The sequence below is a fragment of the Thalassospira sp. MCCC 1A03138 genome (assembly GCF_002115785.1).
Lineage (GTDB): Bacteria > Pseudomonadota > Alphaproteobacteria > Rhodospirillales > Thalassospiraceae > Thalassospira.
In genome coordinates this window covers 537,275-550,031 of sequence record NZ_JFJY01000001.1, presented here as the reverse complement: position 1 = coordinate 550,031, position 12,757 = coordinate 537,275, and the positions used below count along the sequence as shown (strand labels likewise).

At 56.7% G+C, this 12,757-nt stretch carries 11 protein-coding genes; 2 read left to right on the top strand and 9 right to left on the bottom strand.

Going from position 1 to position 12,757, the window contains the following annotated elements; genetic code table 11:
* Nucleotides 1-17 precede the first annotated feature (17 nt).
* The gene (locus tag TH468_RS02590) at nucleotides 18-563 is read right to left on the bottom strand and encodes a TetR/AcrR family transcriptional regulator (RefSeq protein WP_007091190.1); all 546 of its coding nucleotides are present in this window, start codon (nucleotides 561-563) and stop codon (nucleotides 18-20) included.
* A 92-nt stretch (nucleotides 564-655) separates the two neighbouring features.
* Here TH468_RS02590 and TH468_RS02585 point away from each other — a divergent pair, with 92 nt between their 5' ends.
* Together TH468_RS02585 and TH468_RS02580 are read left to right on the top strand one after the other, a co-directional pair.
* Nucleotides 656-1,672, top strand: coding sequence for an NADP-dependent oxidoreductase (locus tag TH468_RS02585; RefSeq protein WP_085642448.1), 1,017 nt, complete (start codon nucleotides 656-658; stop codon nucleotides 1,670-1,672).
* Nucleotide 1,673: 1 nt separating this feature from the next.
* Nucleotides 1,674-1,973: a putative quinol monooxygenase gene (locus TH468_RS02580; protein ID WP_168177060.1), complete on the top strand. Its 300-nt coding sequence runs from the start codon at nucleotides 1,674-1,676 to the stop codon at nucleotides 1,971-1,973.
* Between the two features lie 140 nt (nucleotides 1,974-2,113).
* Here the strand turns inward: TH468_RS02580 and TH468_RS02575 are convergent, their stop codons facing one another.
* From TH468_RS02575 to TH468_RS02540, 8 genes are all read right to left on the bottom strand, one after another.
* Nucleotides 2,114-3,106 (bottom strand): peptide ABC transporter ATP-binding protein, encoded by a 993-nt coding sequence (locus TH468_RS02575; RefSeq protein WP_085642069.1) that lies wholly within the window; start codon nucleotides 3,104-3,106, stop codon nucleotides 2,114-2,116.
* The gene (gene dppD, locus TH468_RS02570) at nucleotides 3,106-4,107 is read right to left on the bottom strand and encodes a dipeptide ABC transporter ATP-binding protein (RefSeq protein ID WP_085642068.1); all 1,002 of its coding nucleotides are present in this window, start codon (nucleotides 4,105-4,107) and stop codon (nucleotides 3,106-3,108) included. Before dppD ends, TH468_RS02575 begins: the two co-directional genes overlap by 1 nt.
* Before the next feature lie 3 nt (nucleotides 4,108-4,110).
* A complete protein-coding gene (locus TH468_RS02565) occupies nucleotides 4,111-5,052 on the bottom strand; it encodes an ABC transporter permease subunit (RefSeq protein WP_085642067.1) in 942 nt (313 codons plus the stop codon).
* Nucleotides 5,053-5,065: 13 nt separating this feature from the next.
* Nucleotides 5,066-6,076, bottom strand: coding sequence for an ABC transporter permease subunit (locus tag TH468_RS02560; RefSeq protein WP_085642066.1), 1,011 nt, complete (start codon nucleotides 6,074-6,076; stop codon nucleotides 5,066-5,068).
* A 116-nt stretch (nucleotides 6,077-6,192) separates the two neighbouring features.
* Nucleotides 6,193-7,800 carry an ABC transporter substrate-binding protein gene (locus TH468_RS02555; protein WP_085642065.1) on the bottom strand — a complete coding sequence of 536 codons (1,608 nt, stop codon included), beginning with the start codon at nucleotides 7,798-7,800 and terminating at the stop codon, nucleotides 6,193-6,195.
* Nucleotides 7,801-8,200: 400 nt separating this feature from the next.
* Nucleotides 8,201-9,226, bottom strand: coding sequence for a low specificity L-threonine aldolase (locus TH468_RS02550; RefSeq protein WP_085642064.1), 1,026 nt, complete (start codon nucleotides 9,224-9,226; stop codon nucleotides 8,201-8,203).
* Nucleotides 9,227-9,328: 102 nt separating this feature from the next.
* Complete coding sequence (locus TH468_RS02545; protein ID WP_085642063.1) at nucleotides 9,329-10,342, bottom strand: low specificity L-threonine aldolase; 1,014 nt, start codon at nucleotides 10,340-10,342, stop codon at nucleotides 9,329-9,331.
* A gap of 89 nt (nucleotides 10,343-10,431) precedes the next feature.
* Complete coding sequence (locus TH468_RS02540) at nucleotides 10,432-12,747, bottom strand: CHASE2 domain-containing protein (RefSeq protein WP_085642062.1); 2,316 nt, start codon at nucleotides 12,745-12,747, stop codon at nucleotides 10,432-10,434.
* Nucleotides 12,748-12,757: the final 10 nt, after the last annotated feature.

Below are 12,757 nucleotides of genomic sequence, written 5' to 3'. Positions count from 1 at the left end.
TGTGATGGTCCCGGTCATCACTTTTTCAGGATGGCGCTGGTGATGACATTGAACAGATGATCCGCACGTGGTGCCGATGATGGCTGATCGCCAAGCCAGGCAAGTGCGCCCACCATGGCGAACAGGTCACCGCCATCAATGTCGGTGCGCGCAACGCCCTTTTCCTGCGCCCGGACAAGAAGCCTTGTCCCCGCGGCTTTCATAGTAACGCACGACGCATGAAGAGCGGACTCTTCATCCTCAATGGCGGCCACCATCGCGGCAATGACACCGCGATAGTCGTTTGCGCACGCAACAAGATCACGTAACCACGATACCAGCGCATCATCCGGCGAACTTGCGGTTTCGCGTTCGCGCGCTGATTCTTTCAGCCCGTCAAAGCTCTCGCGCAGCAGGGTTTCAAGCAGTGCCTCGCGCGTTGGAAAATGTCGGTACAGCGTACCAAGTCCCACCCCGGCTTTGCGGGCGATGTCGCGCAAAGATGCTTCCGCACCCTGGTCTTTGACAACCTCCCGCGCGATGGCAAGCAGATGTTCGTAGTTCTTCTTTGCGTCGGCCCGCATATGTTCCTCTTGACAAACGGAGCACTGCTCCATAAATGCGGATCAGTGCTCCGATTGTGGATAGCACATATGCGATGAAAGAAGAAGCCGTAATGACAAAGACAATGAAGGCGGTCCGTCAGCACGCGTTCGGCGGACCCGAGGTCATGCGCTACGAGGACGCACCGATACCTGATCCGGGACCGGGTGAAATAAGGGTCCGGGTGCACGCGGTCGGGATTAATCCGCCCGACTGGTATCTGCGTGATGGCTACAGGATGCTGCCGCCGGAATGGCAGCCGCAAATATCCTTCCCGGTGATACTTGGAACCGACATATCAGGTGTCGTTGACGCCGTTGCCGATGATGTTACCGGCTTTGCGCCAGAAGACGACGTTTACGCCATGGTTCGTTTCCCGTCCGGGCTTGCCGGGGGAAGCAGGGCCTATGCACAATATGTCACGGTCCCTGCATCGGAAGCCGCCCCCAAGCCGGTCGGGATTGATCATGTGCATGCGGCGGCGGCACCCATGTCGCTTCTTACCGCTTGGCAGTTCCTGGTTGATCTGGGACATAGTGAACCAAATCCGCTTCAGTCCTATCAGCATAAGCCGGTTGAACTTTCGGGAAAAACCGTTCTTGTGAATGGCGCTGCCGGTGGTGTTGGGCATTTTGCCGTGCAGGTCGCAAAACTCAAAGGTGCCAGGGTCATCGCGGTTGCGTCTGGCAAACACGAGGCTCTTCTAAGCGACTTGGGGGCTGACGAATTTATCGACTATACGAAAACCGCACCCGAAGTCGTCGTGCGGGATATTGATCTTGTGATTGATGCCCTTGGCGGGCCGACCGCCGGGCGTTTCCTGCGCACGATCAAACGGGGTGGTGCCCTTTTCCCGGTGTTCCCGCTGGGCTTTTCCAGTCACGAAGAAGCTGAAAAGCTTGGCATTACGGTATCGGCAACGCAGGTTCGGTCAAACGGCGATCAACTGGCGGAGCTTGCCGATCTGCTGAGTGACGGCACACTTCGCGTCGTGCTCGACAGCACATACCCGCTTGCCGATGCCCGCAAGGCTCATGAACGTGCGGCCAAAGGGCACATTCAGGGCAAGATCGTGCTCGTGGTGGAATGACATGATCATTCTGATGGGGCACATTCATGTTGATCCACCTGAAATTGATCAGTTCATCGCCGACGTTCAGGTGATCGCGCGTAATGCAAAGCCCGAAAAAGGCTGTCTTTTTTATGCGGTTAATCCTGATGCGGCATGCCCGGGGCGTCTCGTGATTGCCGAACGTTGGCGCGATCAATCGTCATTGAAAGCCCATCTTGAAACGTCAGAGGTTTTAGACTTCGTGCATAACTGGCAAGGCAGGATGAGAAGCGAGATAAAGCAATATCAGGCCACGCACGAAGAAACATTCTGGGGCTGAGTTTTGTTCTCAGAGTTCGCATACAGCCAGCAAGGTCTTTGCAGGCTTTCTTGTGACCCTGAAAGGCTCAGGGGCGCAGCTTGTTAAAGCGCGCCCCCTTGCTCCCTTGTCTACCCGGATATCCGGGCGATCGCCTGTTTTCAGGCGATTTCTTCGACCCGATGGCAAGCCACCTCGCGGCCTTCATACATGCGCAATTCAGGGCGAACCTGTGCGCAATGGTCGGTCGCGAACGGGCAGCGTTTATGAAACGCACAGCCCGACGGCGGATTGATCGGTGAAGGCAGTTCACCGGTAAGCGGCTCTGCCTTGACGCGATGCGCCGGATCGATCTTTGGTGCCGATGCCAGAAGTGCCCTTGTATAGGGATGCAGCGGCTTGGCAAAGATTTCTTCGGTCGGTCCCTTTTCAGCGACGCGCCCCAAATACATCACCATGACGTCATCTGCAATATGGCGAACGACGGAAAGATCGTGCGAGATGAACACATAGGCGACATTCATCTCTTCCTGCAGGTCCATCATCAGGTTCAGGACCTGTGCCTGGACTGACACGTCAAGGGCGGAAACCGGTTCATCGGCAACGATGACTTTCGGTTCAAGGATCAGCGCACGCGCAATTGCAATACGCTGACGCTGCCCGCCCGAGAACATATGTGGATAGCGCCCGTAAAATTCGGGGCGCAGGCCAACCTTGGCCATGGTTTCGCGCACACGTTCCTCGCGCTCCTTGCGACCCAGATCCATGTTAAGCAACACCGGCTCGCCAAGGATCTGACCGACTTTCTTGCGCGGGTTCAGCGATCCGTAAGGGTTCTGGAAGATCATCTGAACCGTGCGACGGAACAGTTTGGCTTCCCTGTCGCTCAGATCACCAACCGCTTCGCCATTGATTTTAAGCTGTCCGGCACTGGGCTTTTCAATCAGGGTCAACTGACGGCCAAGCGTGGACTTGCCACAACCGGACTCGCCAACAACCGCCAGCGTCTTTTTGGCTTCCAGCGTAAAGGAAACACCATCAAGCGCCTTGACCATCGCACTGGGTTTGCCAAGGCCGCGGCTGACTTCGTAGTGACGGACAAGATCATCGGATTCCAGCAACGGAACACCGGGTTTTGCATCAAGAAAACTCATTACACGGTCTCCCCGGTGGTTTGGCCGGTTGGCTGGCCGCGGTCGTCAAGCGGATAGAAGCAACGCACATCGCGCCCGTTATAGGCACCAACATCGGGACGTTCGGCAACGCAACGATCATTGGCATAACGGCAACGCGGCGCCAGAAGGCAACCCGCCGGGCGGTCATACTGACCCGGAACCACACCGGGGATGGTGCGCAGGCGATCATGGCCTTCGGACCGTTCCGGCAATGCCTCAAGCAACGCCTGGGTATAGGGATGGCGCGGGGCGGCAAAGATGCTGTCCGCCGGGCCGCTTTCAAACAGCTGACCGGCATACATCACCTGAATGCGGTCTGCCGCTTCCGATACCAGTGCCAGATCGTGCGTGATCAGGATCAGGGCCATGTCGCTGTCGTCCTGCAATTTCAGCAGCAGGTCGATGATCTGGGCCTGAATGGTCACGTCAAGGGCGGTGGTCGGCTCATCGGCAATCAGCAGGCGCGGATTGCAAGCAATCGCCATCGCAATCACGATACGCTGGCTCATCCCGCCCGAAAGCTGATGGGGATAGGCGGTCATGCGTGATTTCGGATCGGGAATGCCAACCTGGTTCAGAAGGTCAAGCGTGCGTTCACGTCTCTCCTTTTTCGACCCGCCCTCATGGACTTTCAGGGCTTCCATGATTTGGGCTTCAACCGTAAAGCACGGATTAAGCGCCGACATCGGATCCTGGAAGATCATGCCGATATCCTTGCCCGTAATCGCACGGCGCTTGCCGGGCGACATCGTCAGCAGGTCCTGTCCATCAAAGGTCAGGCTGTCGGCGGTAACACGACCGGGGAAGTCGATCAGGCCCATAACGGCAAGCGAGGATACGGATTTACCCGAACCCGACTCACCGACGATGCCAAGGACTTCGCCGCGATCAACGGAATAACTTACATTATCAACAGCACGGAACGGCCGGTCTTCGGAGCCGAACTCGACTGTCAGGTTTTTAACTTCGAGAAGAGCCATGACTTACCGCTTCATCTTGGGATCAAGGGCATCGCGCAGACCATCACCCATCAGGTTGAAGGCAAGCACGGTGACGAGGATGCAAAGGCCGGGGAAGGTGATCACCCACCATGCCGATCCCACGAATTCGCGGGCTTCGGCCAGCATGGTACCCCATTCCGGCAGCGGCGGCTGCGCGCCAAGGCCAAGGAAGCCAAGGGCGGCAGCATCAAGGATGGCACTGGAAATGCCCAATGTGCCCTGAACGATCAGTGGCGCCATGCAGTTCGGCAGGATATTGACGAACATCTGGCGCATATGACCGGCACCGGCAATCTGCGATGCGATGACATATTCCTTGTTCAGTTCGGACACCACCGAGGCACGCGACAGGCGCACATAATGCGGCAACTGGACGATCGCAATCGCCAGCATGGCATTTTCAAGCCCCGGTCCGAGGATCGCGACAATCGCCATCGCCATGATCAGGCTGGGCAGGGCCAGCATGGTATCCATCATGCGCATGATGCCGACTTCGATCCAGCCACGGAAATAACCCGCAACCAGTCCAAGAACGATACCGGCGATCATTGAAATGATCACGACGAACACGCCGATGGTCACCGAAAGCTGCGCGCCATGGATCAGGCGTGACAGGATGTCACGGCCAACCGCGTCCGTACCAAGGATATAGCGCGGATCAGCACCTTCCATCCAGATCGGCGGCTTCAGGAACGCGGTGCGGTCCTGTGCAATCGGATCAAATGGGGCAATCCACTGGGCGAATGCCGCCATGAACAGGATAAAGCAGATCACGATCAGGCCGACATAGGCGCCACGGTTCTTGCGGAAATAATTCCACGTTTCCATGAACGGGCTTGGCGGATTGATCTTCTGGTCTTCCACTGCCACCACTTCGGCTGCTGCCGTTTCGGGGGTGGATGATTGGGTATTCTGGTTTGTCATTTCCCGCGCCCCCTTAACGCTTGTGCCGGATGCGGGGATTGATCACCCCATACATCAGATCGACGAGCAGATTGACCCCCATAACCACGAAGGCAATCATCAGGATACCGCCCTGGATGGTCGGGTAATCGCGGCGGTTCAGTGCCTCGACAATCCATTTGCCAATACCGGGCCACGAGAAAATGGTTTCTGTCAGGATCGCACCGGCAAACAGCACACCGACCTGAAGGCCGATCACCGTAATAACCGGGATCAGGGCATTGCGCAGCGCATGGACCATGATCACCCGCATCGGGGCAAGCCCCTTGGCACGCGCCACCCGGATATATTCCTCGCCCAGAACTTCAAGCATCGAGGAGCGTGTCATACGCGCAATCACGGCCATCGGAATGGTGCCAAGCGCAATCGTTGGCAGGATCAGATGACGGAGCGCACTGATAAACGCGCCTTTCTCATCGCTGATCAGGGTATCAATCAGCATGAAACCGGTGGTCGGTTCGATGTAATACATGATCGACAGGCGGCCGGAAACCGGGGTCCAGCCAAGCGTCGTCGAAAAGAACATGATCAGTAACAGCGCCCACCAGAAGATAGGCATTGAATATCCGGTCAGCGATAAACTCATGGTCAGATGGTCAAGCCACTTTCCCCTGTTGATCGCGGCAATGACCCCCAATGGCAAACCGATAATGACCGCAAACAGAATCCCCGCGATGGAAAGCTCGATCGTAGCCGGGAAAAGGGTCGCGAATTCTTCGATCACCGGACGTTTGGTGACAAAGGATTCACCAAGATCACCCTGCAAAACACCGCCCAGATAATCGAAATACTGAACAACAAGCGGTCTGTCGAAACCATATTCCTTTTGCAGTTCGGCGTATCGTTCGGGGTCGATACTGCGTTCACCTGCGCGCATCTGGATCGGGTCGCTCGGGATCAGGTGAATCATCAGAAACACCAGAATGGTAACGCCAAAGAAAGTCGGTATGACGTCACCCAAACGGCGTAAAAGGAAACCTAACATGCCATTGGGCCTTTTTTGGCATCCGCGCGCGGGCCTGCGGGCGGACGTCTCTCTCTATTGCGGAATTGCAAAGAGGCCCGGAAAACCGGGCCTCTTCGGCAAGGTGTAGGGGCGTGTTATTCTTTGATATCGACGCCGTAGAAGATGTGACCGCCAAACGGATCGATCTTGTAGTCGACAACTTCTTTACGGACCGGTTCGAAAACGATCGAGTGTGCGATGGTTGCCCACGGTGCTTCACGTTTGAAGACGGTCTGGGCTTCTTCGTACAGACGGGTACGCTCAAGAACGTCAGCAGTGGTTTTTGCCTGCTGGATCAAGCTGTCGAATTCCTCGTTGCACCACTGTGCACGGTTCGCGCTGCCAACGGCATCGCAACCCAGCAGAACAGCAAGGAAGTTGTCGGGGTCGCCGTTATCGCCGGTCCAACCGAGCATGAAGCTACCCTGTTCACCTTTTTTGGTGCGCTCAAGGTATTCGCCCCACTCGTAGGAAACGATTTCGGCATTCACGCCAATCGCAGCCCAGTCAGCCTGAACGAGTTCAGCCATACGGCGTGCGTTCGGGTTGTAAGGACGCTGTACCGGCATGGCCCAGATATCGGTGGTGAAACCATCCGGATAACCGGCTTCTGCCAGCAACTTCTTGGCGGCTTCCGGATCATACGGATCGTCAACGGTATCGTTGTTGTACGACCAGATGGTCGGCGGGATCGGGTTTTTGGCGGCAACGCCTGCACCCTGATAAACACCTTCGATGATGGCGGCTTTGTTGATCGCCATGTTCAGGGCCTTACGGACCTTGACATTGGTGAAGGGTTCTTTCTGGGTGTTGTAACCAAGATAACCGACGTTCAGACCTTCCTGGCTCATCAGGTTGATGTCGCCATCGGATTCCATCGCGGTCAGGTCAGCCGGGTTCGGGTACGGCATGACATGGCATTCACCAGCTTTCATTTTCTGATAGCGTACGGTGCTGTCCGGGGTGATGGCGAAGATCAGGTTATCGATTGCGGCTTTGCCTTCCCAGTATTCCGGGAACGCTTTGTAACGGATAACCGCATCTTTCTGGTACTGAACAACCTGGAACGGACCGGTACCAACCGGGTTCAGGTCGACGTTCTCGGGGGTGCCCGCTTCCATCATCTGATCAGCATATTCCGCCGACAGGACGGATGCGAAATCCATCGCCATGTTGGCAATGAACGGTGCTTCCGGACGGTTCAGAATGAATTTGACGGTGTAATCGTCAACCTTGACGATGTCCTTGATCAGTTCGCCCATGGACATCGAGTTGAAATACTCGTAACCGCCACCGGAAACCGCATGGTACGGATGTTCTTTGTCCCACTGGCGACGGAACGAGAAGACAACGTCGTCTGCGTTGAAATCGCGGGTCGGGGTGAAGGCATCGGTGGTCTGGAATTTAACGCCTTTACGCAGGTTAAAGGTGTATTCCGTGCCATCGGCCGATACGTCCCAGCTGGTTGCAAGGCCCGGAACGATGGTGGTCGTGCCGCGCTTGAACTGTACCAGACGGTTAAAGACGTTTCGTGAAGTCGCGTCAAAAGTGGTACCAGAGGTGTAAAGCTGCGGGTTGAAGCCTTCCGGGCTTCCTTCCGAGCAATAAACCAGGGTTTTTGCCGAAGCGGCAGTCGGAGCAGCAAGCGCAGTCGCTGCAAGCAGACCTGCACCGATCGCCGCTTTGACGAAATTCGCTTTCATATAAGATGCCTCCCTCAAGGCTGGCCCGAACAATTTGCACAGGTGGCTGCTGGCCTTGAACGGCTCATGCATTGCAATTTGCGCAAATAGACGGGCGGGTTTACCCGATCCAACAGTTATGTTGGCAATCGACGAGGGAAAATAATCAGGGTTTCTGCGTATCGTCAACGTTTCCTGCGGGGTTCTACGTAGGATCAGCTGATCGGATGAATGATGAATTTATGTCAAGTGTCTGTTATTTTTATGAAATTGTCTCCCACAATCGGGTATGGGAGCCGTGCATTTTTTTCGGGTCTATACATGACGGAACGGAAAAACACATAAAGCTAACGTGCTTTTCCGTCCGATCTATCTTCTTGAAATTTCTAGATTCGTTTGATCACGGAACCCCTTGCGCCGATCAATTGCGCGCAATACGATCATTAAGATCGCTGATTTGCGCGGTATCCGTGTTCCACGCTGTCACAAATCGATAAATATCCTCCCCCAATGACGGCCACGGATAAAACAGCGCCCCGGCATCGCGCATTTTCTGCGCCAGTTCGGCGGGGATATTCGCAAAAATCTCATTGCCATCGGCCGCATGGGCCAATGTTGCCCCATGCGAAACCAGCATGTCACAAAGGGTTCTGGCCGCCCCGTTGGCGTGGCGCGCATTGCGCAGCCAAAGATCATCCTTCACATAGGCCAGAAGCTGTGAGCTTAGATAACGATGCTTGGAATACAGATGTCCGCTGCGCTTGCGGGCCTGTTCGACCTTGCCGCGCAGTGACGTATCAAACAGGACAATCGCATCAACCGCCTGCGCACCGTTTTTGGTTGCCCCGAAGCTGATCGCATCAACACCGGCCTTCCACGTGATATCGGCCGGGTGGCAGCCCAGATGGGCAACCGCATTGGCAAACCGCGCCCCATCCATGAACAGGCGAAGGTCGCGCTTTTTGCAGATCGCGCCAATGGCGGCGACTTCGTCGGCGGTGTAAACAGTGCCCAGTTCGGTTGCCTGCGTGATCGCCACGCATTCCGGGGCCACCGAATGCACCCCGCGATCCACCCGGCTTGCCAGAAAGGCATCCAGATTGTCGGCCTCAAGCTTTGCTGCCGGGCCATCAACCGGCATCAGCTTCGCCCCGCCGGTAAAGAACGCAACGCCCGTGCTTTCATCTTCGTTGATATGGGCCTCGTGATGGCAGACGATGCCGCCAAACGGCGATACCAGTGCCGACAGGCTGATGCAGTTTGCTGCGGTCCCGGTGGCGACCGGAACAACCGCGACCTCACGGTCAAACAATTCGGAAAAGGCCGCGTCAAGCTGACGGCTGGTGTCGTCACTGCCATAGGCAGGCGCATTGCCGCTGGCTTCATGTTCGAGGGCTGCCAGGATTTCCGGGCACAGGGGCGATACATTGTCAGAGGCAAAATTCATCGAACGGGTCCGTATCTTGTGGTGGCGTCCATAGGCTTCGGGGACTGCCCCGCAACCTGACCAACCTTTATCACACGCGATCCGTTCGAATGGCAATGATGCCTATAGTGTTTCCGGTAACGCGCGGATCGCCTCAATCGGGCTGTTCCAGCCGCTAACAAAGCGAAACGCATCTGGCCCGACCGCGGGCCATGGCCGAAAGACCAGCCCGGCCTTGCGCAACCGTTCTGCCAGATCGTCATCCATATGCACAAACAGCTCGTTGCCCTGCGGGGCAAAGGCCGCTCGTGCGCCAAGGGTTTCAAGCGACTGGCAAAGGGCGCTTGCGGCCTGATTGGCATGGCGCGCATTACGCAGCCACAGATCATCCTTCACATAGGCCAGAAGCTGTGCGGCCAGATAACGATGCTTGGAAAACAGATGCCCGCCGCGCTTACGCGCCTTTTCGACCCTTGCGCGCAATGACGGGTCAAACAGAATGATCGCATCCACCGCCATCGCGCCGTTCTTGGTCGCGCCAAAGCTTAAAACATCAAGCCCCGCCTTCCAGGTGATATCGGCCGGATGGCAGCCAAGGGCGGCAATGGCATTGGCAAACCGCGCCCCGTCCATAAAGAACTTCATGCCGTGTGTTTTTGTTACCCTGCCAATCGCCTGCACCTCATCAACGTCATAGATCGTGCCGAATTCGGTCGCCTGCGTGATGGCCACACATTCCGGATCAACCGAATGCATGCCATGGGTGTTTTCGCGGGTTAAAAACGCATCAAGTGTTTCGGGCAACAGCTTCGCCGATGGCCCGTCCATGGTCATCAATTTTGCCCCGTTGCCATAAAATGCCACCCCGGTCGATTCCGTCCGGTTGATATGCGCCTGATGATGGCAGGCCACCCCGCCAAACGGGGACACCAGTGCCGACAACCCGACAAGATTGGCCGCCGTCCCGGTGGCAACCGGCACCACCGCGACCTCTTTGCCAAACAGGTCCGAAAACGCGTGATCAAGCTGCTGGCTCGCCGCGTCCGCACCATAGGGCAGGGCAGGATCGCTGGCCTCGGCAATCGCGGCGAGGATTTCCGGGCAGATCGGCGACACATTATCAGACGAAAAATTCATCGGGGCCTCGGTTCTGTAAGGTGGGGCAGGGGCTTTAGGTAACAGGATATTCAGCTTCGGTTGATCGCATGTGAAATGCAAGAAACGGGTTACTTGCTGGTTGCGACAAAAACACCATCCCAGTCCGGTGGTGGCGGGCTGGCACGGAAAGTCGCAATGCGATCCCGATAAAGTTGGTAAAGCCCGGCAAGGTCGAATGGCGCGATCATGTCGGTCGCAACCGTGGTGCAGTCATCAATCCGTTTTTCCGCACCATCCCAATCCTGCAGTCGATAGCACTGGATCATATTTGCGTGCCGGTCACGCAGACGGCCAAATTCTTCGCTATGTGCCAGCGTGCCATCGCCCAGTAGGGTAAAGATGCGCACCGCCTCGCTTTTGCCCTTCACGGCAATCAGGTCAAGCTCAAGGATGGCGAAATCATCATGGACCTGTCTTGCGGTATCCTCGCCAAGAACAATGCCAACACCGTAATTCTTCGACTGTCCTTCCAGCCTTGAAGCCAGATTGACCGCATCGCCCAGCACCGAATAATCAAACCGCTGATCGGATCCCATATTGCCGACAAGGCAATTGCCGCTATTGATCCCGATCCCGATATTAAGTGGCAGATAGTACTGGCCTTCCTCGGTTGCTTCCTCGGCACGGCGCGCATTAAGGTGTTCAAGCGCATCAAACATCGCAAGCGCACTTTCGCAGGCCCGGCGGGCGTGCGCCGTGACATCAAGTGGCGCATTCCAGAACGCCATGATGCAGTCGCCCATATATTTGTCGATGGTGCCTTCCCGGTCCAGGATCGCCTTGCTAAGCGGGGTGAGCAACCGGTTGATCAGGCGGGTCAATCCTTGCGGGTTGGATTTGAAACCCTCCGAGATGGACGTAAATCCGCGCACATCGCAAAACAGCAATGTCATGTCGCGGGTTTCCCCGCCCAGTTTCAAACGCTCCGGGTGGCGGGCAAGCTGTTCAACCAGTGCCGGTGACAGATAGTTGGCAAAGGCCGCGCGCACCTGTTTGCGTTCGCCTTCGGTCCGCATGAAGCCGATGGAACTGGCAATCAGATAAACCGCGATCAGTGATACCGCGCCGTAAACCGGATCAATCAGGACATGGTGGCTGATATAGGCCCACCATGAAAAGGCAACGGCCGCCACCGTCATGGTGCCACCGATAATCGCCGGCCAAACCGCGCCAAGCTTCGGGATCGCCAGCACGAAAAATATCCCGACCAGTAACAGAACCAGTGTTTCGATCTCGGCTGCCCAGTAGGGCCTAGTCAGGAACTGGCCCAGAAGCATCTGCTCTAACATCTCGGCATGGATTTCAACGCCGGGCAGAACCGGATCAAGCGGAGTGGATCTTAGATCAAGCAACCCCGCCGCACTGGTGCCAATCAGAACAACCGTATTTTGAAGCGCCCGTTCGGGAAGGTTGCCTTTGATCACGTCGGCCGCCGAAATATATCGTTCCGGGTGGTGTCCGGTGAAATGAACCCACATCTGTCCGGATTGATCCGTCGGGATGGTTGTGGCACCGACCCGGATCGCTTCAACGCCTTCGGCGGTGGTCCATCGCGTTGCGCCACTTGCCCCCGATAGCCGTACATTCATGGTGCGCGGTGCATCCTGAAGAATACGGAAAACTTCCATCGAAAGCGTCGGGTAAACCGGCTTGCCGATCAGCGGTTCCTCGTGATCAAGCGCCAGCATCAGCGGAACCCGGCGCACGACCCCGTCCTGTTCGGGCGACACATTAATGATCGCATTGCCGGCGGCGGCCTCTTCGATCACCGAAAGGTTCGCGGTCGCCCCCGAAAGAACCGGGATGAAATCCGCCAGATGCCGACCGGCTTCGCCGCCAACGCTGAAATTACCGGCCTGACGCGGCAGGGTCCGGAACAGCTGTGATGTCAGCTGGGCGGCGGTGACCACCTGTCCGACACCATTGATAAACTCGGCAAACAGCAAATCATGATCGGGCAGGGTTTCGGCAAGTTTCGCGAGGGCGTCGCTATTGTCGGTTTTGGGCCAGTCGTGAATGACCCTCGCGGGCGATGTGCGATCGGGTTCGGCAAACACGATATCGAAACCGACAACCTGCGCCCCTGCCAGTCGCAACCGGTAAATCAGTTCCGCAAGCCTCGTGCGCGGCCACGGCCATTGCCCCATTTCATCAAGGCTGCGTTCGTCAATATCGATGATTCTGACACCCGCGTCCTCAAACGCGCGCGGCGCGATCCGCTGATAGGTGTCAAACACCGACATCCGCAACTGCCCGACCAGCGGCACATCCTGCCAGCGCAGAACCACACAAACCAGAAGCACGGCAAGCGGCACCAGATAATGTAGCCACAATGTCACGCGTGCGCGTGAAAGGTGTCCTGATGTGCTTGGTTGATCGGTCACGTCAATACCA